Origin of the sequence: Streptomyces sp. NPDC002088 (assembly GCF_040296605.1) — a bacterium.
In the GTDB taxonomy this organism is placed as follows: Bacteria; Actinomycetota; Actinomycetes; order Streptomycetales; family Streptomycetaceae; genus Streptomyces.
Genome location: NZ_JBEOXO010000008.1, coordinates 29879 through 51409 on the forward strand (window position 1 = coordinate 29879; position 21531 = coordinate 51409).

Annotated in this window: 20 protein-coding genes and 1 tRNA gene; 6 read left to right on the top strand and 15 right to left on the bottom strand. The window is 70.9% G+C overall.

Annotated elements, in window-relative coordinates:
• Nucleotides 1-115: 115 nt before the first annotated feature.
• Nucleotides 116-721, bottom strand: coding sequence for a Holliday junction branch migration protein RuvA (ruvA, locus tag ABT114_RS18630; protein WP_351143815.1), 606 nt, complete (start codon nucleotides 719-721; stop codon nucleotides 116-118).
• Nucleotides 718-1248, bottom strand: a complete 531-nt coding sequence (ruvC, locus tag ABT114_RS18635) for a crossover junction endodeoxyribonuclease RuvC (protein WP_351143817.1) — start codon at nucleotides 1246-1248, stop codon at nucleotides 718-720. The genes ruvA and ruvC overlap by 4 nt, the downstream gene beginning before the upstream one ends.
• A gap of 366 nt (nucleotides 1249-1614) precedes the next feature.
• Here ruvC and ABT114_RS18640 point away from each other — a divergent pair, with 366 nt between their 5' ends.
• On the top strand, nucleotides 1615-1893 hold the full coding sequence (locus ABT114_RS18640; RefSeq protein WP_351143819.1) for a hypothetical protein: 279 nt from the start codon (nucleotides 1615-1617) through the stop codon (nucleotides 1891-1893).
• Between the two features lie 67 nt (nucleotides 1894-1960).
• Here the strand turns inward: ABT114_RS18640 and ABT114_RS18645 are convergent, their stop codons facing one another.
• The 7 genes from ABT114_RS18645 to pgsA form a co-directional block, all read right to left on the bottom strand.
• Complete coding sequence (locus tag ABT114_RS18645) at nucleotides 1961-2713, bottom strand: YebC/PmpR family DNA-binding transcriptional regulator (protein ID WP_232651528.1); 753 nt, start codon at nucleotides 2711-2713, stop codon at nucleotides 1961-1963.
• A gap of 48 nt (nucleotides 2714-2761) precedes the next feature.
• Nucleotides 2762-3370, bottom strand: a complete 609-nt coding sequence (gene pdxT / locus ABT114_RS18650) for a pyridoxal 5'-phosphate synthase glutaminase subunit PdxT (protein WP_351143821.1) — start codon at nucleotides 3368-3370, stop codon at nucleotides 2762-2764.
• Nucleotides 3371-3376: 6 nt separating this feature from the next.
• Entirely contained in the window at nucleotides 3377-4291 is a 915-nt protein-coding gene (gene pdxS / locus ABT114_RS18655; protein ID WP_351143824.1) for a pyridoxal 5'-phosphate synthase lyase subunit PdxS, read from the bottom strand.
• A 112-nt stretch (nucleotides 4292-4403) separates the two neighbouring features.
• Nucleotides 4404-4946, bottom strand: a complete 543-nt coding sequence (locus ABT114_RS18660; protein WP_351143826.1) for a LemA family protein — start codon at nucleotides 4944-4946, stop codon at nucleotides 4404-4406.
• A 119-nt stretch (nucleotides 4947-5065) separates the two neighbouring features.
• Nucleotides 5066-6229, bottom strand: coding sequence for a glycosyltransferase family 4 protein (locus ABT114_RS18665; protein WP_351143828.1), 1164 nt, complete (start codon nucleotides 6227-6229; stop codon nucleotides 5066-5068).
• Nucleotides 6226-7146 (bottom strand): phosphatidylinositol mannoside acyltransferase, encoded by a 921-nt coding sequence (locus ABT114_RS18670; RefSeq protein WP_351143830.1) that lies wholly within the window; start codon nucleotides 7144-7146, stop codon nucleotides 6226-6228. The genes ABT114_RS18665 and ABT114_RS18670 overlap by 4 nt, the downstream gene beginning before the upstream one ends.
• Nucleotides 7143-7880 (bottom strand): phosphatidylinositol phosphate synthase, encoded by a 738-nt coding sequence (gene pgsA, locus ABT114_RS18675; RefSeq protein ID WP_351143832.1) that lies wholly within the window; start codon nucleotides 7878-7880, stop codon nucleotides 7143-7145. Before pgsA ends, ABT114_RS18670 begins: the two co-directional genes overlap by 4 nt.
• A gap of 310 nt (nucleotides 7881-8190) precedes the next feature.
• Here pgsA and ABT114_RS18680 point away from each other — a divergent pair, with 310 nt between their 5' ends.
• Together ABT114_RS18680 and ABT114_RS18685 are read left to right on the top strand one after the other, a co-directional pair.
• Complete coding sequence (locus ABT114_RS18680; RefSeq protein WP_351143834.1) at nucleotides 8191-10389, top strand: elongation factor G-like protein EF-G2; 2199 nt, start codon at nucleotides 8191-8193, stop codon at nucleotides 10387-10389.
• A 221-nt stretch (nucleotides 10390-10610) separates the two neighbouring features.
• Nucleotides 10611-12266: an AbeC-like domain-containing protein gene (locus tag ABT114_RS18685; RefSeq protein ID WP_351143836.1), complete on the top strand. Its 1656-nt coding sequence runs from the start codon at nucleotides 10611-10613 to the stop codon at nucleotides 12264-12266.
• Between the two features lie 87 nt (nucleotides 12267-12353).
• On the opposite strand, the gene ABT114_RS18690 is transcribed toward ABT114_RS18685, so the two are convergent.
• Nucleotides 12354-12914, bottom strand: a complete 561-nt coding sequence (locus ABT114_RS18690) for an HIT family protein (RefSeq protein ID WP_351143838.1) — start codon at nucleotides 12912-12914, stop codon at nucleotides 12354-12356.
• 67 nt (nucleotides 12915-12981) lie between these two features.
• Here ABT114_RS18690 and ABT114_RS18695 point away from each other — a divergent pair, with 67 nt between their 5' ends.
• Complete coding sequence (locus tag ABT114_RS18695) at nucleotides 12982-13638, top strand: potassium channel family protein (protein WP_351143840.1); 657 nt, start codon at nucleotides 12982-12984, stop codon at nucleotides 13636-13638.
• A 28-nt stretch (nucleotides 13639-13666) separates the two neighbouring features.
• Here the strand turns inward: ABT114_RS18695 and thrS are convergent, their stop codons facing one another.
• From thrS to ABT114_RS18710, 3 genes are all read right to left on the bottom strand, one after another.
• The gene (gene thrS / locus ABT114_RS18700) at nucleotides 13667-15643 is read right to left on the bottom strand and encodes a threonine--tRNA ligase (RefSeq protein ID WP_351143843.1); all 1977 of its coding nucleotides are present in this window, start codon (nucleotides 15641-15643) and stop codon (nucleotides 13667-13669) included.
• Nucleotides 15644-15743: 100 nt separating this feature from the next.
• Nucleotides 15744-16961, bottom strand: coding sequence for a hypothetical protein (locus ABT114_RS18705; RefSeq protein WP_351143845.1), 1218 nt, complete (start codon nucleotides 16959-16961; stop codon nucleotides 15744-15746).
• Nucleotides 16958-17524, bottom strand: coding sequence for a DUF4365 domain-containing protein (locus ABT114_RS18710; protein WP_351143847.1), 567 nt, complete (start codon nucleotides 17522-17524; stop codon nucleotides 16958-16960). Before ABT114_RS18710 ends, ABT114_RS18705 begins: the two co-directional genes overlap by 4 nt.
• 168 nt (nucleotides 17525-17692) lie before the next feature.
• Here ABT114_RS18710 and ABT114_RS18715 point away from each other — a divergent pair, with 168 nt between their 5' ends.
• Nucleotides 17693-18418 (top strand): 3'-5' exonuclease, encoded by a 726-nt coding sequence (locus tag ABT114_RS18715; RefSeq protein WP_351143849.1) that lies wholly within the window; start codon nucleotides 17693-17695, stop codon nucleotides 18416-18418.
• 57 nt (nucleotides 18419-18475) lie between these two features.
• Here ABT114_RS18715 and ABT114_RS18720 read toward each other — a convergent pair.
• A tRNA-Val gene (locus ABT114_RS18720) sits at nucleotides 18476-18547 on the bottom strand.
• Nucleotides 18548-18586: 39 nt separating this feature from the next.
• Nucleotides 18587-19033, bottom strand: coding sequence for an SRPBCC family protein (locus ABT114_RS18725; RefSeq protein ID WP_351143852.1), 447 nt, complete (start codon nucleotides 19031-19033; stop codon nucleotides 18587-18589).
• Nucleotides 19034-19135: 102 nt separating this feature from the next.
• Between ABT114_RS18725 and ABT114_RS18730 the strand changes: the two genes are divergently transcribed.
• Complete coding sequence (locus ABT114_RS18730; RefSeq protein WP_351143854.1) at nucleotides 19136-21520, top strand: SCO7613 C-terminal domain-containing membrane protein; 2385 nt, start codon at nucleotides 19136-19138, stop codon at nucleotides 21518-21520.
• Nucleotides 21521-21531 lie beyond the last annotated feature (11 nt).

The following is a 21531-nucleotide window of genomic DNA, read 5'->3' on the forward strand; positions in this document are numbered from 1 at the left end:
TGCTGGAAGCGTGCACCCCAGGCCGATCGGGGCGGCATGCGCTTGGTCGCGGTTCATGGAATGTGCCTCGGGTTTCATCGGGGCGCGGTCGCTCGGCGGGTACGGTCGCCGCGGATCAGCGGGCTCGGTTCAGGGACTGCAAGGCCGCCTTCAGGAGCTGGCCCACCTGCGGCGTGCCGCCGGCGGCCTCGGCCTGGGGGGCCACGGCGGATACGGCCTCCTCCGCCTCGCGGGTGGCATATCCGAGGCCGATGAGGGCGGCGTGCAGTTGGTCGCGCCAGCCGTTGGTGATCGCCGTGCCCACGGCGGGAGCGCCGGTCGGCGCGCCCAGGCGGTCCTTCAGCTCCAGCAGGAGCTTCTGGGCGCCCTTCTTGCCGATGCCGGGGACGGCGGTGAGGGCTTTCTCGTCGCCTGTGGCCACGGCCCGGCGCAGGGCGTCCGGGGTGTGCACGGCGAGCATCGCCTGGGCGAGACGCGGGCCGACACCGCTCGCCGTCTGCAGCAGCACGAAGACCTGCCGCTCGTCGTCGTCCGCGAAGCCGTACAGCGTCAGCGAGTCCTCCCGTACGACGAGGGAGGTGGCGAGCTTGGCAGGCTGTCCGAGCCGCAGCGTGGACAGCGTGTTCGGCGTGCACTGGACGGCCATGCCGACTCCGCCCACCTCGATCACGGCGGCGTCGGGAGCGAGTGCGGCGACCGTGCCGCTCACAAAGGCGATCATGCCGTACGGCCTTTCGATGCGTGCAGGGCGACGGCCTGCTGGAGTCGGTTCTGCGCGGGGGCGCGCCAGATGTGGCAGATGGCGAGGGCGAGGGCGTCGGCCGCGTCGGCCGGCTTGGGCGGTGCGTCGAGCCGCAGCAGGCGGGTCACCATGGCCCCGACCTGTGCCTTGTCGGCACGACCGCTGCCGGTGACGGCGGCCTTGACCTCGCTGGGGGTGTGCAGGGCGACGGGGATGCCGCGCCGGGCCGCGCAGAGCGTGGCGACCGCGCTGGCCTGGGCCGTGCCCATCACCGTCCGTACGTTGTGCTGGCTGAACACCCGCTCGACGGCGACGAATTCGGGCCGGTACTCGTCCAGCCACTGCTCGATGCCCCGCTCGATGGCCACGAGACGGTGGCCCAGGTCCGCGTCCGCGGGCGTACGGACGACACCGACGCCGCACATCGTCAACGGCCGTCCCGCGACCCCCTCGACGACCCCGACACCGCATCGGGTCAGCCCTGGATCCACACCGAGTACGCGCACCTCGCTCCTTCCCCTCCTCGCCCCTGTCCGTCCTGCTGCGTCAGGCTATCCGGCGGCACCGACAACGCGCCGCGGCCCGGACCGGACCGGGAGCGCCCCACAGGAGGCCCAGGCCCCACTCACTGTTCAAAGCAAAGGCAAAGGATCATCTGCAGATGATCCGCGATATCCGACAAGTCACGAGAAAGCGGGTCGGCGGTAGCCCTTTGCCATCGCCTCGCACATTGCCTCGCACTCTTGATCACTTATAGCTTCCGGAGCGACGCGAACAGCTGACCACTGCGCGCGTTTCAGCGAACTGACGTTCGCATCGACCACATCACACAAGAAATCGGGGAATCAATGCGCTCCATAGCGAAGGTTGCCGTGACCGCGTCCGTCCTGCTGGCCGGCATGGCTGTCGCGACTCCCGCACAGGCGGCGGCGGACTCCAAGCACACCGGCCGCAGCGGTTGCTTCAACTGGTCGTGGGCCGACGGCATTTCGACCACGACCGTCTACTTCCACAACATCTGCGACCACAAGGCGACCATCAACATCTGGTGGAAGGACGGCCAGGTGGAATACATGAAGGCCGCCAACGTCGCCGCCGACGGCAAAGGCAGCCTCAAGCACACCGGCGACGTGAAGAGCATCGACGGCTGATCTGACACCGAACGACGAAGGGCCCGCCGAAGAGGACTTCGGCGGGCCCTTCGCTTGTCCGGCGCGCTCAGGCGTCGACCTTCTCCATGACCTCGTCGCTGACGTCGAAGTTGGCGAAGACGTTCTGCACGTCGTCGCTGTCCTCGAGCGCGTCGATCAGCTTGAAGATCTTCTTGGCGCCCTCCTCGTCCAGTTCGACCTGCATGGTCGGGACGAAGTTGGCCTCGGCGGAGTCGTAGTCGATACCGGCGTCCTGAAGGGCCGTGCGGACCGCGACCATGTCGGTGGCCTCGCTGAGGACCTCGAATGACTCACCGAGGTCGTTGACCTCCTCGGCACCGGCGTCCAGGACGGCGCCGAGGACGTCGTCCTCGGTCAGCTCGCCCTTGGGGACGATCACGACGCCCTTGCGGTTGAAGAGGTACGACACCGAGCCCGGGTCGGCCATGTTGCCGCCGTTGCGGGTCATGGCGACGCGGACGTCCGAGGCGGCGCGGTTGCGGTTGTCGGTGAGGCACTCGATGAGCACCGCGACGCCGTTCGGGCCGTAGCCCTCGTACATGATCGTCTCGTAGTCGGCGCCACCGGCCTCGAGACCGCCACCGCGCTTGACCGCGGAGTCGATGTTCTTGTTCGGGACCGACTGCTTCTTCGCCTTCTGGATGGCGTCGTAGAGAGTCGGGTTGCCCTCGATGTCGACGCCGCCCATCCGGGCCGCGACCTCGATGTTCTTGATCAGCTTCGCGAAGAGCTTGCCGCGTTTGGCGTCGATCACGGCCTTCTTGTGCTTCGTCGTAGCCCATTTAGAGTGGCCGGACATCTGCCTGTCTCCTTCGCGTTACCCATCCAGATACGAACGCCAGAGATCCTACAAGGACTCTGCCACCCGGTTCGCGCGGACCATGTCGACGAACAGGGAGTGCACGCGGTGGTCGCCGGTCAGTTCCGGGTGGAACGACGTGGCCAGCGCGTTGCCCTGGCGAACCGCGACGACATGGCCGCCGTGCTCGGCGAGCACCTCGGTCTCGGCGCCGACGGACTCCACCCAGGGGGCGCGGATGAAGACGCCCTCTACAGGATCGCCCTCGACTCCCCTGACGTCGACCGACGCCTCGAAGGACTCGTTCTGCCGTCCGAAGGCGTTGCGGCGCACGATCATGTCGATGCCGCCGATCGTCTCCTGGCCCGAGCGCGGGTCGAGGATCTTGTCGGCGAGCATGATCATGCCCGCGCAGGTGCCGTAGACGGGCATACCGGCCCGCACGCGCGCGCGGAGGGGTTCCATCACTCCGAAGAGGATGGCCAGCTTGGAGATGGTCGTGGACTCGCCGCCGGGGATGACGAGGCCGTCGATCTCGGCGAGCTCTTCAGGGCGCCGCACCGGCCTGGCCACGGCATCAGCCGCGGCCAGGGCGATGAGATGCTCCCGTACGTCGCCCTGGAGGGCCAGGACGCCGATCACAGGTGCTTCGTTCATCGGTGGTTACCAGCCGCGGTTGGCGTAGCGCTCGGCCTCGGGGAGGGTGTCGCAGTTGATGCCGACCATGGCCTCGCCCAGGTTGCGGGACGCGTCCGCGATGATCTTCGGGTCGTCGTAGAAGGTGGTCGCCTTCACGATGGCGGCGGCGCGCTTGGCCGGGTCGCCGGACTTGAAGATGCCGGAGCCGACGAAGACGCCCTCGGCGCCGAGCTGGCGCATGAGTGCGGCGTCCGCGGGCGTGGCCACCCCACCGGCGGAGAACAGCACCACGGGGAGCTTGCCGAGCTCGGCGACCTCCTTGACGATCTCGTACGGGGCGCGCAGCTCCTTGGCGGCGGCGTACAGCTCGTTGTTGTCGTAGCCGCGCAGCTTGGCGATCTCGTTCTTGATCTGGCGCAGGTGGCGGACGGCCTCGACGACGTTGCCGGTGCCGGCCTCGCCCTTGGAGCGGATCATGGCGGCGCCCTCGGCGATGCGGCGCAGGGCCTCGCCGAGGTTGGTGGCGCCACAGACGAAGGGGGTCGTGAACGCCCACTTGTCGGAGTGGTTGACCTCGTCGGCCGGGGTGAGGACCTCGGACTCGTCGATGTAGTCGACGCCGAGGGACTGCAGGACCTGGGCCTCGACGAAGTGGCCGATGCGGGACTTGGCCATGACCGGGATGGAGACGGCCTCGATGATCTCTTCGATCATGTTCGGGTCCGACATCCGGGCCACGCCGCCGTCCTTGCGGATGTCGGCCGGGACCCGCTCCAGGGCCATGACGGCCACGGCGCCCGCGTCCTCGGCGATCTTCGCCTGCTCGGCGTTGACAACGTCCATGATCACACCGCCCTTGAGCTGCTCGGCCATGCCGCGCTTCACGCGGGCCGTGCCGGTCTCGGGGGTCTGGGCGGGGGTGGGGATCGTGCTGGACACGGGTTGACCTCACTCGGTGAAGAGGATTTCTGCAGCACTGAGGAAACGGGATTGGACCAGGCCACAGCAAGGGCCAATGGAAAGGCGGTGGATCCTTTTGAGCGGCCGCACCCTAAACCGAGCGGTCGGCCAGGGCGGCCGGCGGCTCGTCGTCCATCTCGAAGGCCATGGGGAAGGGGGCGTGCCCGGCCAGCCGGAACCAGCGCACCTTACGGTGCTCCCGGAGTCGGCGTGCCGCTCCCACGGCGTCGTTGTGGAAGCGCCGGGCCATCGGGACCCTGCGTACGGCCTCCGTGAGTTCGCGGGCCGCCGCCTCTCCCCCGGGGGCCTCGCGTACGGCCTCGACCTGCTGCGGATCCGCGAACACGGCGCGCAGCGCCTGGCTCAGCTCGCTCTCGGCTACCTCGCGCTGCTCCTCCTCCGCCTGCCGAGCGGCATGCGCGGCCTCGTACAGCACGATCGAGGCGGCCGGGTCTAGCACCCCGGAGGTCGCCAGTTCCTGGGCCACGGAGGCCCGGCGCAGCAACTGGGCGTCGAGCGCGGCACGGGCCGCGTCGATCCGCGCGTGCAACCGGTCGAGCCGGCCCGCGGTCCAGCTGAGGTAGAGGCCGATCGCCACGAGGACGACGAGGATCCAGATGAGGGTTGCGGTCACGGGCGGCAAGGCTACCGGGGCGGGGGCGGCCGGCGGCCGTCAGGCGGACGCCCTCACCCGGCCCCTGCCGGACAGGCTCCCCCACCCGGCTCCGTCAGGCAGTCGCCGCTCCCGCCCGTTCAGTCCCGAGCCAACCCCAACCGCGCCCGCAGCCCCGGGCTCCGGTCGTCCGTCGCCACCGCGGCGGCCCCCGCCGTGACCGTCTCGTACACGGACAGGATGTCCGCGCCGACCGTCGACCAGTCGAAGCGCCGTACGTGGGCGCTGCCGCGCGCCCGCAGCTCGGCGCGGCGGGCCGGGTCGGCCAGCAGGCGTACCGCCGCCTCGGCCAGCGCGTCGGCGTCCTCGTTGACGAAGAGCTCTCCCGCCGCCCCCCGGTCGAGGACCTGGGCGAAGGCGTCGAGGTCGGAGGCGAGCACCGGGGCGCCCGCCGACATCGCCTCGACGAGGATGATGCCGAAGCTCTCGCCGCCGGTGTTGGGGGCGACGTACAGGTCGATGCTGCGCAGGAAACGTGCCTTGTCCTCGTCGCTGACCATCCCGAGGAACTCCACTCGGGAGCGCAGCTCCTTGGGAAGGCTTTCCACCGCTTCCTCCTCGTCACCGCGTCCTGCGACCAGGAGCCTGGTCTGCGGGCGGGCCGCGAGGATCTTCGGGAGGGCCCTCATCAGCACCGGCAGGCCCTTGCGGGGCTCGTCGATGCGCCCTATGAAGCCGATCGTGTCGCCCTGCCACTCGGGATTGGGCTCGGCCCCGGCGAAGAAATCGACGTCGACTCCGTTGGGGATCACGACCGCGTCCCCACCGAGGTGTTCCACGAGGGTGCGGCGGGCGTACTCGCTCACGGCGATCCGCGCGCTGATCTTCTCCAGGGCTGCCTGGAGGATCGAGTACGCGGCGATCATGGCCCGGGAGCGCGGGTTGGACGTGTGGAAGGTGGCCACGATCGGCCCCTGCGCCGCCCAGCAGGCCAGCAGGCCCAGCGACGGCGACGTCGGCTCATGGATGTGGATCACGTCGAACTCGCCGTCGTGCAGCCAGCGGCGCACGCGCGCGGCGCTCAGGAAGCCGAAGTTCAGACGGGCCACCGACCCGTTGTACGGCACCGGGACCGCGCGGCCGGCCGAGACGACGTACGGCGGCAGGGGGGTGTCGTCGTCGGCGGGCGCGAGGACCGACACCTCGTGGCCGAGGCGGATGAAGTACGCGGCGAGGTCGCGGATGTGGAACTGGACGCCGCCCGGCACGTCCCAGGAGTACGGGCAGACGATCCCGATCCTCACTCGGTCCCCCTGGTAGGAGAAGAGGCGGGGTCGAGATCGGCGAGCCACAAACGCTGGAGCATGTGCCAGTCCTCCGGATGGTCGGCGATGCCGGTGGCGAAGGCATCGGCCAGCGCCTGTGTCATGACAGACGTCTTCTCGGCCCGGGTACCTGTCTCGGGTACCTCGACCGGGGGATGAACCCGGCCCCGCATGACGGGCGACTCGTCGTACCAGAGTGTGACGGGGAGCAGTAGCGCGCCCGTCTGCTGGGCGAGCAGGGCGGGGCCGGCCGGCATCCGGGCCGTGTCCCCGAAGAACTTGACCTCGACGCCGGAGGCGGACAGGTCCCGGTCGGCGACCAGGCAGACCAGGCCGCCGTCGCGCAGCCGCCGGGCCAGCGTGCCGAAGGCGGAGCCGCCGCTGTGCGGCAGGACCTCCATGCCCAGGCCCTCGCGGTAGGCGACGAAGCGGTCGTACAGGGTCTCCGGCTTCAGACGCTCGGCAACCGTGGTGAAGGGCGTCTGAAGCTCGGTGGTGACCCAGGCGCCGGCGAGGTCCCAGTTGGCCAGGTGCGGCAGCGCGAGGATCACGCCTCGGCCGGAGGCCAGACCGTCGGTCAGGTGGTGCAGGTCCTTGGGGGCGAAGCCGTTCCTTACGCGCTCGGCGCTCCAGGCGGGCAGCCGGAAGGACTCCATCCAGTAGCGCAGGTACGAGCGCATACCCGCGCGCGAGAGCTCGGCGAGGCGCTCGGGGCTCGCGTCGGGCACCACGCGCGCGTAGTTGCTCTCCAGGCGCTGCACGCCCTTGCCGCGCTGCTTCCAGGCGAGGTCGGCGACGGTCCGGCCCAGCCGCACGGCGACCGGCTCGGGGAGCTTCTTGACGGTGCTCCAGCCGAGGCCGTACAGCGCGTCCGTCAGCCGCTCCTGTGCGCTCACTTCGAGGCCCCGCTCCCTCGCGACGCGTTCTCCGGCCCGGCCGCGGCCGCCTCCGCCTCCGCGGACTCCCGGCGGACCGTGACGACGCGCTGGATCAGCGTGACAAGGCTGCCGACGGCGACGATCCACAGCGCGATGGGCAGCAGGTACTGGATCCCGGGCACGCCGAACTTGTGCAGGCCCGCGAGCCCGGCCGCGACCAGCGAGACCACCAGGCGCTCGGCGCGCTCCACGAGCCCGTTGACGGCGACCGGAAGGCCGATCGACTCGCCGCGCGCCTTGGTGTACGACACCACCTGGCCGCTGGCCAGACAGAAGATGGAGACGGCACACAGCACGTTGTCGTCGCCGTTGCCCGCGTACCAGAGCGCGAAGCCACCGAAGATCGCGCCGTCGGCCACCCGGTCGAGCGTGGAGTCCAGGAAGGCGCCCCAGCGGCTGGTACGGCCGAGCTGGCGGGCCATGTTGCCGTCGACGAGGTCGGAGAACACGAACAGCGTGATGACGATCGTGCCCCAGAAGAACTCGCCCCGGGGGTAGAAGACCAGCGCGCCCGCCATCACCCCGGCGGTACCGATCAGCGTGACCGTGTCGGGGCTGACGCCGCGACGGATGAGAAACGCGGCGAACGGTGTGAGGACACGCGTGAAGAATGCACGCGCGTACTTGTTCAGCATGGCCTTCCCGAGGTTCGGTGTGGCCGAGCGGCCCCTGCTGGCCACCGGCTGGCCCATCGTAGTCACGGGTGTGCGTGGGCGACGAAACCTCCCGCGCTCGGCCGCGAACTCCACGATCGTAGCCACGCGCGCGTGGGCGACGGGCGGGCACCCGCAGCCCGTGTCACGGCCTGACGGCATCCGGGTCACGGCGCGGTCCCGGCTCCCGTGGCCCCGGCTGGGTGGCACGATCGCGTCCGCCGTATGGACGCACCGTGACAGGAGTGGAAAGCTCGAAGGACCGCGGGCGTCATCGGAGCCGCCACCGCACGCGGATCCGGGATGTCCCGCGCCCACAGTGACCTCACCGTGCACGGGAGGCAAGGCCATGGGCGACAAGTCGAATGCACACCCCGGAGCCGCCGGCAGGGCTACGGCGGCCGACCACCCCGCGTCCGTACGGAATGTGGTGCTGGTCGGCCACTCCGGTTCGGGCAAGACGACTTTGGTGGAGGCTCTCGCGCTGACCGCGGGAGCGGTGAACCGGGCGGGCCGCGTGGAGGACGGCGGCACCGTCTCCGACTACGACGACATCGAGCACCGGCAGCAACGCTCGGTACAGCTGTCCCTGGTGCCCGTCGAATGGGACGGCATCAAGGTCAACCTCCTCGACACTCCCGGATACGCCGACTTCGTCGGAGAGCTCAGGGCCGGTCTGCGCGCGGCGGACGCGGCCCTCTTCGTCGTCTCGGCGTCGGACGGGGTGGACGGCTCGACCCGCATGGTGTGGGAGGAGTGCGCGGCCGTCGGCATGCCGCGCGCGATCGTCGTCACGCACCTCGAGGCGGCCCGGGCCGACTTCGAGGAGATGACCCGGATCTGCGCGGAGACGTTCGGCGGGGACGACCCCGACGCCGTACTGCCGCTGTACCTGCCGCTGCACGGCCCGCAGACGCCCGACGGGCACGCGCCCGTGACGGGGCTGACCGGGCTGCTGTCGCAGGAGCTGTTCGACTACTCCTCCGGGGACCGCAAGGAGTCCGAGCCGGGGCCGGACCAGCTGGCGGGGATCGAGGAGGCCCGCAACCGGCTGATCGAGGGGATCATCGCCGAGAGCGAGGACGAGACCCTCATGGACCGCTACCTCGGCGGCGAGCAGATCGACTTGACGACGCTGGTGGACGACCTGGAGCGGGCCGTCGCGCGCGGGACGTTCTTCCCCGTCCTGGCCGCCGCACCCGCGGCCGAGGGCGCCCGGCAGGGAATCGGCACGGTCGAGCTGCTCGAACTGATCACCAGGGGTTTCCCGACGCCGCTGGAGCGCGAGGCGCCGAGGGTCACCACCATCGACGGCAAGACGCGCGAGCTGAAGGCGTGCGACCCCGCCGGTCCGCTCGTCGCCGAGGTGGTGAAGACGGCGTCCGACCCGTACGTCGGCCGGGTCTCCCTCGTGCGCGTCTTCTCCGGCACCCTGCGTCCCGACGAGACGGTCCACGTCTCCGGGCACGGCCTGGAGGATCGCGGCCACGAGGACCACGACGTCGACGAGCGCATCGGCGCCCTGTCGGCGCCGTTCGGCAAGCAGCAACGGGGGCTCTCCCAGTGCATCGCGGGTGACCTGGCGTGCGTGGCGAAGCTGAGCCGCGCGGAGACCGGGGACACTCTCTCGGCCAAGGACGACCCGCTCCTCATGGAGCCCTGGCAGATGCCCGACCCGCTGCTGCCGCTCGCCATCCAGGCGCACAGCAAGGCCGACGAGGACAAGCTCTCGCAGGGGCTGGGCCGGCTGGTCGCCGAGGACCCGACGATGCGCCTGGAGCAGAACCAGGACACCCACCAGGTGGTCCTGTGGTGCCTGGGCGAGGCCCATGCGGACGTCGCCCTGGAACGGCTGCGCTCCCGCTACGGCGTCCAGGTCGACGTCGTCCCGCACAAGGTGTCCCTACGGGAGACGTTCGCGGCGAAGTCCGCCGGGCGCGGGCGGCACGTGAAGCAGTCCGGCGGGCACGGGCAGTTCGCCATCTGCGAGATCGAGGTCGAGCCGCTGCCGGGCGGCTCCGGCATCGAGTTCGTCGACAAGGTGGTCGGCGGCGCCGTGCCACGACAGTTCATCCCGTCGGTGGAGAAAGGCGTCCGGGCCCAGGCCGCCAGGGGCATCGCGGCGGGACACGCACTCGTCGACATCCGGGTCACGCTGCTGGACGGCAAGGCGCACTCGGTGGACTCCTCCGACGCCGCTTTCCAGACGGCGGGCGCGCTCGCGCTGCGGGAGGCCGCGGCCGACGCGAAGATCCACCTGCTGGAGCCGGTGGCCGAGGTGACCGTCCTGGTCGGCGACGACTATGTGGGCGCGGTGATGAGCGACCTGTCCGGACGGCGCGGACGGGTGCTCGGCACCGAACAGGTGAGCACCGGGCGCACCCTCGTCAGGGCCGAGGTGCCCGAGATCGAGATCGGCCGGTACGCCGTCGACCTGCGCTCTCTGTCGCACGGCACCGCGCGCTTCAACCGTACGTACGCGCGGCACGAGCCGATGCCGCCACAGGTCGCCGAAAGGGTCCGCGAACAGGCGCAGGACGACTCGTAGTCGGCGCACGACCGCGCGCAACCGGCTTGCGTGGTACGGCCGTACACCACCGCACCACCGGCCGCACTGGAATGCCCCCCTCCGCGTCGGCGGACCGCTTCGGCGGTCCGCCGACGAATGCCGGTGCCTGCGGATACGCTGATGACCTGATCAACAGGTGTGCGGGGCAGGGAAGTCGGGAAGGCCGCAGAAGCGGGCATGGGCGGCGATCGGGGGCGGGAATGACCGTTGACAGCGGTTACGGCGACATCTTCGGACCACAGGTGCCGCGTACGGGCGACGAGGGCCAGACGGCCACCTTCGCGCTGGCCTCGGCGGCCTACCGGGACAACCCGGTCGAGGAGATAACCAAGGCCGACAACGAGTGGCACCAGTCGACCGTCAAGGCCGGGAAGATCTCGCTGTTCCGGCCCAACCTCGGCGAGGCCTTCTCCCGAGCCGTGGTGGACCGCATGCTGGGCAGCGGCCGCAAGCCGCTCATCCAGTCCTTCGGCGCCGAGCCGCAGGTCGTCGTGGACCACTGTCTGGCCGCCAACAACATCCGCCGGGACCGCGACAACCGGCTGACCGCGGTCATGGTGCTGTGCGGTCTGATCTTCCTGCCGGGGCTGCTGGTCTGGCTGCTGGTCTTCACGATCCGGACCAACATCGACAGGCGCGACGACAAGCGGGCCTCCGCCCTGGCCACCACCCTGCTCGTCGCCGTCGGCGCGCTCGCCGTGATCTTCCTGATCCGGATGCCCTTCACGGGTTTCTGGGCGTGGTACGCCCGCGCGGCGGTCGTCATGCCCGTGGTCGGTTGGTTGTCGGCCCGGCGGATCTGCGAGCGCACGGCCAAGGACCTGCGGGAGCGCTGGGACAGCCTCCTGTCGGGCAGCAGCGTCGGCGCCAAGGTCCCCGAGGCGGTTCCCAGCAGCCCCCGCGAGACCGCGGCCGAGCAGCTGCGCCAGTCGCTGGCCAAGCTGAGCGCCGAGCAGCAGTCGAACTCCGTCTTCTACGCCGGGCCCAAGGGCATCCTCGGCATGGGCACCCGCTGGGGTTCCTGGCAGCTCGCCGAGGACCTGGCGCCGGCCGATCCCACCCGGGAGATCCACCCCTTCCGCAGCTGGGACGTCATCCGCTCCATCCACGACCAGCTGCGCATGCTGGAGCGCGACCTGCTGAACACCGGCGGCTTCCCGAAGGCGTCGATACGGCACTGGATCGTCACGCCGATCGGGGAGAAGGCGAAGGAGGTCTCCCGGCCCCAGGGCACGGACGTGGACGCCTACCAGGTCAAGCAGCACGCGATCCAGGACATCTGCAACAAGCAGCAGTTCGGGGCCGGGGACCGGCACTACCTCGGCGTGCAGTGGACGCTGTGGGACGGGCAGCTGGTCATCACCATGCTGGTCACGGTGACCGTGCTGCACTCCACCCTGCGCATCGAGGTCACCGGCCATGCGCTCGGTCCGGTGAACCCGTTGTTCACGACCAAGCCGGAGGCGCCGACCAAGGAGGTCGCGAAGTCCTTCAAGCCGTGGGAGATGCGCACGGTGAAGCTTCCGCTGGTCACCACCAACGAGGTGGTCCGGCTCGCCGTCCGCGCCCCGCTCACCTGGTATCCGCCTTTGCTGAACTGGCTCGGCGGGACGATAGCCCTGCCCGAGCCGTTCGGTCTGCGGCACGCCTGGGCGGATCAGCCGTGGCGGCACCGCTTCATGGCCGACGACGCGCTGCGCGCGGCCACGCCGGTGCTACGGGTGGTGCACTCGGCCGCGATCCGGGTCCTGGAGGAGAACGGCGTGGACATCGAGAAGTTCGGGACGCGATCGGCGTTCCTCAGCACGGCGGTGCAGGACCCCTCACCCAAGAAGGCCGACCTTTACGACGCGTAGGCCTGCGGCGGGCGGGCAGGTCTCGGCACAGGCGGGTGCCTGGCCCTGGGGGCTGCGCGCCCCCAGGGTGTCGGCCTCGCCGGCGCATCAGGCCGTCGGCCAGGCCTCCGCGAGCATCTTCCGGGTGTCCGCCAGCAGCTGCGGCAGCACCCTCGTGTGGCCGACGACCGGCATGAAGTTCGTGTCGCCGCCCCAGCGGGGGACGATGTGCTGGTGGAGGTGGGCGGCGATGCCCGCGCCGGCCACCGTGCCCTGGTTCATGCCGATGTTGAAGCCGTGCGCGCCGGAGGCGGTACGCAGGGCCTTCATCGCCTGCTTGGTCAGCTCGGCGAGCTCGACGGTCTCCGCCTCGGTCAGGTCCGTGTAGTCGGCGACATGACGGTAGGGCACGGTCATCAGGTGGCCGCCGTTGTAAGGGTAGAGGTTGAGCACCGCGTACACGTGCTCACCCCGCCTGACGATCAGCCCGTCCTCATCGGACTTGGCCGGGATCGCGCAGAAGGGGCAGCCGTCGTCGGCCCCCGGACCGGTCGGCTTGTTCTCACCCTGGATGTAGGCCATCCGGTGGGGCGTCCACAGGCGCTGGAACGCGTCCTGCGTCCCCACTCCGATCTGCTGCTCCGGCTCACTCGTCATGCAAGGCAGCATATTGCTTCGCCCGTTCGCGGCGTGTCGGCGGGTGCCGTACCAAAGGGCTTGCGGCCAAGCTGGGGCGATGTATGACGACAGCCCCCAGGCCCGCTGGGAGCAGCGCAGCGAAATCCCGCTCGGCCTGGGGTCACTGCTGTTTCTCTTCTTCTACTCGGTCCTGGTTCTGGCCCACGACCTGCCCAGGGCGTGGCGGAACGCCTGCCTGGTGGCGCTGTTCGCCACCTGGGCGCTGTTCGCCGTCGACTACGCCGTGCGCTGGCGGCTGAGCGGGCAGCGCCTGCGTTTCGTACGGACACACTGGCTGGACTCGCTGGTGCTCGCGCTGCCCCTGCTGCGCCCGCTGCGGATCGTCAAGGTGTACGAAGCGGTGCAGCGCCGGCACGGACAGCCCCGGTTCAGCCTGCACGCGCGCGTGATCTCGTACGCCACCCTGTCGGTGATGCTCCTCGGCTTTGCCGGTGCTCTCGCCGTCTACCAGCAGGAACACAACGCCCCGGATGCCACGATCCTCACCTTCGGGGACTCTCTGTGGTGGGTCTGCTCCACGCTGTCGACGGTGGGCTACGGCGATGTCACTCCGGTGACGCCGTGGGGGCGGGTGATCGCCACGGGTCTCATGGCCTGCGGGCTGGCCCTGCTCGGCGCGGTGACCGGCTCGTTCTCGTCCTGGCTGCTCCAGGTGTTCTCGCGAGAGGACGACGTGAGGCCCCCGGGGAGCTGAGCTCCCCGGGGGCCTCACAGCGCAGGCGTCAGACCTGCGCCCGCTCCTCGACGACCTTCACGATCTTCGCGATGGCCTCGTCGAACGGAATGCCGTTCTCCTGCGAGCCGTCGCGGTAGCGGAAGGACACCGACCCGCCGGCCATGTCCTCGTCGCCCGCGATGACCATGAAGGGCACCTTCTGCTTCTGGGCGTTGCGGATCTTCTTCTGCATACGGTCGGAGGAGGAGTCCACCTCGACGCGCAGGCCCTTCTTCTTGGCCTCCGCCGCGAACTTCTCCAGGTACTCGACGTGCGCGTCGCCGATCGGGATGCCGACCGCCTGGACGGGGGCGAGCCACGCCGGGAAGGCACCCGCGTAGTGCTCGAGGAGCACCGCGAAGAACCGCTCGATCGAACCGAAGAGGGCCCGGTGGATCATGACCGGACGCTGCTTGGACCCGTCGGGGCCGGTGTACTCCAGGTCGAAGCGCTCCGGCAGGTTGAAGTCCAGCTGGACCGTCGACATCTGCCAGGTCCGGCCGATCGCGTCCTTGGCCTGGACGGAGATCTTCGGGCCGTAGAACGCGGCGCCGCCCGGGTCGGGAACGAGCGGGAGGCCCTGCTTCTCGGCGACCTGCCGCAGCGTCTCGGTGGCCTCCTCCCAGACCTCGTCCGAGCCGACGAACTTCACCGGGTCCTTGGTGGACAGCTCCAGGTAGAAGTCCGTGAGGCCGTAGTCACGCAGGAGGTTCAGGACGAAGGTGAGCGTCTTGTCGAGCTCGTCGGCCATCTGCTCGCGGGTGCAGTAGATGTGCGCGTCGTCCTGGGTGAAGCCGCGGGCGCGGGTCAGGCCGTGTACGACGCCCGACTTCTCGTACCGGTACACGGTGCCGAACTCGAACAGGCGCAGCGGCAGCTCACGGTAGGAGCGGCCGCGCGCGTCGAAGATCAGGTTGTGCATCGGGCAGTTCATGGGCTTGAGGTAGTAGTCCACGCCCTCGTCGAGCTGCATGGGCGGGTACATGCCCTCGGCGTACCAGTCCAGGTGGCCCGAGGTCTCGAAGAGCTTCCCCTTCGTCGCGTGCGGGGTGTAGACGAACTCGTAGCCCTCTTCCTCGTGGCGGCGCCGCGAGTAGTCCTCCATCGTGCGGCGGACGATGCCGCCCTTGGGGTGAAAGACGGCGAGGCCGGAGCCGATCTGCTCCGGGATGGAGAACAGGTCCAGCTCGTTGCCCAGCTTGCGGTGGTCGCGCTTCTCGGCCTCGGCGAGGAAGTCGAGGTGTGCCTTCAGCTCGTCCTTCGACGGCCAGGCGGTGCCGTAGATGCGCTGGAGCATGGGGTTCTTCTCGCTGCCGCGCCAGTACGCGGCGGCGTTGCGCATGAGCTTGAACGCCGGGATGTTCCGAGTGGTGGGCAGGTGGGGACCGCGGCAGAGGTCCTTCCAGCACAGGTCACCGGTCTTGGCGTCCAGGTTGTCGTAGATCGTCAGCTCGCCGGCGCCGACCTCGACGTCCGCGCCGTCGTCCGAGGACGCCGAGCCCTTGATGCCGATGAGCTCCAGCTTGTACGGCTCCGACGCCAGTTCCTCACGGGCCGCCTCGTCGGTGACCACACGGCGGGCGAAGCGCTGGCCGCGCTTCTGGATCTCCTGCATCTTCTTCTCGATGGCCTTGAGATCCTCGGGCGTGAACGGCTTCTCGACGTCGAAGTCGTAGTAGAAGCCGTCCTTGACCGGCGGGCCGATGCCGAGCTTGGCCTCGGGGAAGAGCTCCTGAACGGCCTGGGCCATCACGTGCGCGGTGGAGTGGCGCAGGATGTTGAGACCGTCCTCGGAGGAGATCTCGACGCCCTCGACGGTCTCGCCGTCCTTGACCGCGTATGCGAGGTCCTTGAGCTCGCCGCCCACGCGTGCGGCGATGATCGAGCGCTCACCGGCGAAGAGGTCGGACGCCGTAGTGCCCGTCGTCACCACGCGTTCTTCCCGCTCGGAATCGCGCTGGATGATCACACGGACGTCTGACACCGGTCTCTCCTGACTGAAGGTGGGTGCGGCGCCATACCAGGAGCGCGCGCATGAGTGGGATCGTACCGACCCCGACCGGCCGACCGCGAAACGGTCACCCTCAGTCCTCGCCCGTGCACGCCTCCTCGAAGAAATCCAGGTTCTCCTGGAGCGACTTCATCAGCCGGTCCCGCTCCGCCTCGTCGACCTGCACCGGTACGACCCCGCCGGCCCCGGTCAGCCTGCGGAAGCCGCCCCGGCTCTCCAGCCGGCCGTGCAGTCGCACCGGCAGCCCGACCAGGTGCGCCTGTCCGGCGATGCGGTAGTTCTCCTCGTCCAGCATCAGCCGGACGTGCGGAACCTCGGCCCCGGCGATCACCCGCAGCCGTACGGCTCCCTCGCCACGCGGCCCCGACCTGCGCAGCCGCTCCACCGTGCCGGTGATCCGCACCGGTACGGACGGCTCCTCGCGCAGATAGCGTGCCCCGGCCTCGCGCAGCACCGGCAGGTCGCCGGGCGAGAACTCGACGGGCTCGACTCCGGCCGCGCAGTCCTCGGGGACTCCGGCGGCGGGCGCCCACTCGACGGCGATGCGGGCGCCTTCGGTGCCGCGTACGAGGGCGATCAGGGCCTCGGTGAGCTCGCGGCTGACGCCCGCCTCGACAGCTCCGTCGAAGGCGTCCATGCCGCCGGTGGCCCGCTGGTAGTCGATGGCCTCGCGGGCGGCGTACAGGGCCTGGTGGAGGCGGACGGCGAGCGGGCGGGCCTTGCCGACGGGCACGAAGGCGGTCAGGCTTCGGCCTCCGGACGCCGAGCCTACGAGGACGCTCTCCAGCAGCGCGGTGGCCGGTCGCCGGTGCCGGGCGCCGTAATAGCCCGCACGCGCGCGGGTGGCGAGTGCGCCGGCGAGCAGCGTCTGGCGGACGGCGGCACGCAGTTGCTCCTCGACGGTCCAGGGCGCGGCGCCGGCCGGCCCGGTGGGCACGTCGCGCCACCAGCGGATCTCGTCGCTGGGCACGGCGAGCCCGAGCAGCACCTCGCGCGCGGACGGCGTCCCGCTGCGGGACAGGGCGACGAGCGCCTCGCCGAGCAGGTCGTCGCTGTCGGGAAAAGCGCGGCTCTCGGGCACCAGCAGGCTCGTCCCGCCACCGCCCGGTCCTGGCGGGGTCCAGCGGCCGTAGCGTCCGGCGGCGCCGCCGCGCCGCTGCCAGCCGTGCCGGCGCAGCAGGGCGCTGAGGACGGCCGGGTCGACCTCGTCGGGCGTGGGCGGGCGGTCCCAGTGGGCCTCGGGGTGCGGCCTCACCTGCCGCAGGGGTTCATCGAGCGGGCGGTGCGTCATGGTCTGCCTCCCGTCCCGACCCGCGTCATGATCTCGCACAGCGCCCGGTCGTCGAAGATGCGTGAGGTCGGTATCCGCACGGTGGTCCGGTGCCGGCCGGTGATCGGCTGTCCGGCCAGGTTGACCCAGTAGCAGCAGTGCCGCAGGTCGAGGCGGTCGTGACTGGCGCGCAGCCAGTCGTCCTGGGATCTCGGGACGAGCATCACGACCAGGATCTTGTGCACCGAGACGGGCGTGCGGGCGAGCTTGGCCAGGTGGTCGTTGTCGAGCGTGAAGGAGAAGAACCGGCCCGGCGGATTCGGCCGGATCTGGTATGTGCACTTCAACTGCACCTTGATGGTGACCTCGTCGTCGACCGTGTGCCCGGGCGCGCTGTGACTGACGTGCCAGTCGATGCCGTTGTCCGGAAACGGCTGCGACAGCGAGCAGCCCGCGGCCGCGGCGACCGCGTGCAGATAGCCCACCTGCAGTGTCTCCATGCAGGCGGTGGTGGCGAGTGTGCCGCGATGGGGTGCCGTCCGTTCGGGCAGCAGCCCGCCCCGCTCGGGCTGCGCTATCGCCATGGCCAACAGCCTTCCAAGCCGAGTGTTTCCCCGCTGCGGGCTGCTGAACTGCAAAGACCCGCACTCCTGTTGTGTCCTTCCGGCGTACGGCGCAAACAGCCCGGGTATCACCAAACAGGCAGAAGACGGCGCGTCAGCTGCCGTGGGTGAACGAGGAGTTGTGTTCGTATGACGTACTGGTACGAGGGGCCCCTGGCCGCGTTCGACACCGAGACCACGGGCGTGGACGTCGAGACCGACCGGATCGTGTCGGCAGCCCTCGTCGTCCAGGACGCCCCGGGCACCCGGCCGCGGGTGAGGCGCTGGCTGGTGAACCCGGGCGTGCGGGTGCCCGAAGGGGCGACGGCGGTGCACGGGCTGACGGAGGAGCATCTCCAGCGCAACGGCCGGTGGCCCGCGCCGGTGATGTACGAGATAGCCGAGGACCTGGCCGAACAGGCCGCCGCGGGCCGCCCTCTGGTGGTCATGAACGCGCCGTTCGACCTGACCCTCCTGGACCGCGAGCTGCGCCGGCACCGCGCTTCGTCGCTCGACCGCTGGTTCGATTCGGCGCCGTTGCAGGTGCTCGACCCGCGGGTGCTGGACAAGCACCTGGACCGCTACCGCAAGGGCCGCCGCACTCTCACCGACCTGTGCGCGCACTACGACGTCACGCTCGACGGCGCGCATGACGCGGCCGAGGACGCGCTGGCAGCGCTGGAGGTCGTCCGGGCGCTCGGCCGCCGCTTCGCGACCCGGCTGGAGCGCCTCTCCCCCACCGAGCTGCACAACCTGCAGGCGGTGTGGCACGCAGCCCAGGCACGCGGGCTTCAGGCCTGGTTCGCGCGCAGCGGAACCGAGGAAGAGGTGGACCAGGCGTGGCCGCTGCGCCCGGTCCTGCCTGCCGCGGCGTGAAGACGGCACACGGCACAAAAAAGCCGGTCCGTACGAATACGGACCGGCTTTTCCCGGTGGGCGATACTGGGTTCGAACCAGTGACCTCTTCGGTGTGAACGAAGCGCTCTCCCACTGAGCTAATCGCCCGGGAACGCACTGAACAATACAGGTCCCTGCGGGCTTCCTTCAAACCGCTTGCACATACGCGGCGAGACCGCGCCCTCCGGCGCGCATCATCAGCCGGTGGTTGGCGCGGAAGACGGGCCGCCCCGGCACGGCGAACCGCCTGAGCAGCGGCTTGTTCACGTCGACGACCTGGTCGTAGCGCGCGAGGGTGCCGTCGCCGTCCGCGGTCACCGTCCAGCGCGCCCAGCCGTCGAGGTCGCCGGACATCGCGATCTCCAGGACCCCGGCCGCCGGATCACGCCGCACCTCGCGCGCCGTGAAGGTCATGTCGTACGGGAGGAACGAGCGGATCCGAATGATGCCCGTGCTGTCGTTGAGCCGGGTCACCTCGCGTACCTGGGGCCACCACCGGGGATAGTCCTCGACCCGCTCCAGCGCCTCGTACACGGTCGCGGGCGCCACGGACAGGACCCACCGGCTGCGGAAGCGGTAATGGGTCCAGTCCATGGACAGAGTCTGCCCGTACCCAGCGGTTTCTCCCGGAATCTGAGTATGTTCTGAGTACCTACGCTCATGGCGTAACGCGTGACGTGGACCACACTCCGGGACATGACGCATGTTCCGCCCCCGGCCGAGGAGTTGCGGCTTCTCGACGCCGAGCTGTGGCAACTGGACTCCCGCCGGGCTCAGTTGCTGGCCCGCCGCGCCTGGCTCGTCGCCGCCCTGCGGCCGGCCCCGCAGACACCGGTCGCGCAGACACCGACGCCGGTCGCGCCGCCCCGACCGGAGGCCACCGCACCGCGCGTGCAGAACGTGCTGCTCCTGCTCGGCGGTGTGCTGCTCACCATCGCGGCGATGGTCTTCACCCTCGTCAGCTGGGGGCGCCTGGGGATCGTCGGGCGGAGTCTGGTGCTCGGCGTGGTCACACTGGCGGTGCTCGCGGCGCCGGTGCCGCTGCTGCGGCGCGCTCTGCGGTCGACGGCCGAGTCGGTGGCGGGCCTCGGGCTGGCCCTGACGGTGCTCGACGCGTACGCGTTGCACGAGACCGGCTTCCCGGGAGCGGACGGCACGGCGTACGCGGCGGTCGCGGCGGCGGTACTGGCCGGGTTCTGGACGGCGTACGGCCGCGGACTGGACGCGCTGCGCCTGCCCGTGCCCGCCGCGCTGGCCGCGGCCCAACTCCCGCTCATACTCTGGGCGGTCGCGGCATCGGCCGGGCCGTACGGCATCACGGCCGCGCTCCTCGTGACGGCCGGGCTGGACACGGTTGTGGCGCTCCGGGCGACCGCCCCGGCCGTACGGTACGTCGCCACCGTCGGCGCGTACGGCCTGGGCGTCTCGGGCGTGTCGGCGGCCGGTTGGCTGTCGTGGACGGCCACCGGTCCGAGCGCCGCCGCCCGTGCGGCGGCGCTCCTCATCCTCGCCGCGGCGATCGCGCTGGGGGCCGCGTGGCAGGCGCGGCAGCCGGCGGTCGCCACCGTCACCGCGCCTGTCGGCGGCCTGCTCCTGGTCTCGGCGGGCGGCGGCCTGCTGCGGGCGGCGCTGCCCGGCGGCTGGACGGTGCCCGCGTATCTGGTGTGCGGTGTCGCGCTGTTGGCGGCGCTGCGCGGCCGGCTCCCCGAGCCCGTCCGGAGCGGCTTGGTGCGGGCCTCCGGCGCCGTGCAACTGGCCGCGTCGGCCTGTGCGCTGCCGCTCGTCGCCGTGGCGCTGCTGGGTCCGGTCGGCTGGGCGGCGCGGCCCTGGTCCGGTGGCCCGTCGGACGCCCGCGCCGGGGTGACCGTGGACGTGCCGTGGCCCGCGCACTCGGCACAGCTCCTGATCGCTCCGGCGGTCGTCGCCGGCGTGCTGACCCTGCTGGTCCGCGCCGAGGCCTGGCGGCAACGGGCCTTGTCCGGCGCGCTGGTCCTGGCGTGGGCCACGGCCCTCGCCCTGCCCGCCGTACTCGAACTCCCGTACTCCGCCAGCCTGTTGGTGCAAGGGGTCACGACTGCGGCCGCCCTCGCGGCAGCGGCGTCCGGCCGCCCCTCCCCGCCACTGCGCCTGACCGCCACTGTCCTGGCCCTGGTCGGCTCGCTCGGCCTCGCCTTCCTCGCGCTCGCCGACGAGATCGCGACCCTGACCGTACTGTCCGCTCTGACCCTGCTGTTCGCGGCGGCCTCATGGCGCCCGGCGGCCGCCCCCGTCTCCGCTCCGGCGGCGCTCGCCCACGCCGCCGCGCTCGCCTGTGCGACCGGCGCCACGGCCGGCTGGCCGCCGCAGCACACGGCTCTGCTGGTCCTGGCCGTCCCGGTGGCCGCGGCCCTGCTCGCCGCCCGGCTCGGCGCCTGGCTCGGCGAGAACGGGGCGACCGTGCCGATCGAGGTGACGGGCATCGCCGCCGGACTCCTCGCGATGGGCCTCGCCGTCACCGATCCGCCGATGCTCGCCCTGGTGCTCGCCCTGAACGGGGTGATCGCCACGGCCACGGCGGTCCGCCCCGACCGCAGGCCCGTCGGCTACGCGGCAGCGGTCCTGTTCGTGCTGGCCACCTGGGTGCGGCTGGCGTCCTGGGACGTCGGCGCCCCGGAGGCGTACACGCTGCCGGTCACCGTCCCGGCGTTGTGCGTCGGCGCCTGGCGCAGGCACCGTGATCCGCTGACGTCGTCCTGGACGGCGTACGGGCCCGGACTCGCGGCCACGCTCCTGCCGAGCCTGGCCGCGGCCTGGGACGACCAGCACTGGCCGCGCCCGCTGCTGCTGGGCACGGCCGCGCTGCTGGTCACTCTGTCGGGCGCGCGGCACCGGCTCAAGGCGCCGCTCGTGCTGGGTGGTACGGCGCTCGTCCTGGACGCGCTGCACGAACTCGCCCCGTACCTCGTCCAGGTGGCCGACGCCCTCCCCCGCTGGGTGCCTCCCGCGCTCGCCGGACTGCTGCTGCTCGCGCTCGGCGCGACGTACGAGCAGCGGATCCGAGACGTCCGGCGAGTGCGGGAGGTGCTGGGGAGGATGAACTAGCCCGCCACGGC

What these genes read in the sequence shown, in the direction of transcription:
- ruvA (WP_351143815.1), bottom strand. Translation starts at nt 721, where the DNA reads ATGATCGCCTTTGTGAGCGGCACGGTCGCCGCACTCGCTCCCGACGCC.
- ABT114_RS18645 (WP_232651528.1), bottom strand. Translation starts at nt 2,713, where the DNA reads ATGTCCGGCCACTCTAAATGGGCTACGACGAAGCACAAGAAGGCCGTG.
- pdxT (WP_351143821.1), bottom strand. Translation starts at nt 3,370, where the DNA reads ATGAACGAAGCACCTGTGATCGGCGTCCTGGCCCTCCAGGGCGACGTA.
- pgsA (WP_351143832.1), bottom strand. Translation starts at nt 7,880, where the DNA reads ATGGGCCAGCCGGTGGCCAGCAGGGGCCGCTCGGCCACACCGAACCTC.
- ABT114_RS18680 (WP_351143834.1), top strand. Translation starts at nt 8,191, where the DNA reads ATGGGCGACAAGTCGAATGCACACCCCGGAGCCGCCGGCAGGGCTACG.
- ABT114_RS18685 (WP_351143836.1), top strand. Translation starts at nt 10,611, where the DNA reads ATGACCGTTGACAGCGGTTACGGCGACATCTTCGGACCACAGGTGCCG.
- ABT114_RS18690 (WP_351143838.1), bottom strand. Translation starts at nt 12,914, where the DNA reads ATGCTGCCTTGCATGACGAGTGAGCCGGAGCAGCAGATCGGAGTGGGG.
- ABT114_RS18695 (WP_351143840.1), top strand. Translation starts at nt 12,982, where the DNA reads ATGTATGACGACAGCCCCCAGGCCCGCTGGGAGCAGCGCAGCGAAATC.
- ABT114_RS18705 (WP_351143845.1), bottom strand. Translation starts at nt 16,961, where the DNA reads ATGACGCACCGCCCGCTCGATGAACCCCTGCGGCAGGTGAGGCCGCAC.
- ABT114_RS18710 (WP_351143847.1), bottom strand. Translation starts at nt 17,524, where the DNA reads ATGGCGATAGCGCAGCCCGAGCGGGGCGGGCTGCTGCCCGAACGGACG.
- ABT114_RS18715 (WP_351143849.1), top strand. Translation starts at nt 17,693, where the DNA reads ATGACGTACTGGTACGAGGGGCCCCTGGCCGCGTTCGACACCGAGACC.
- ABT114_RS18725 (WP_351143852.1), bottom strand. Translation starts at nt 19,033, where the DNA reads ATGGACTGGACCCATTACCGCTTCCGCAGCCGGTGGGTCCTGTCCGTG.
- ABT114_RS18730 (WP_351143854.1), top strand. Translation starts at nt 19,136, where the DNA reads ATGACGCATGTTCCGCCCCCGGCCGAGGAGTTGCGGCTTCTCGACGCC.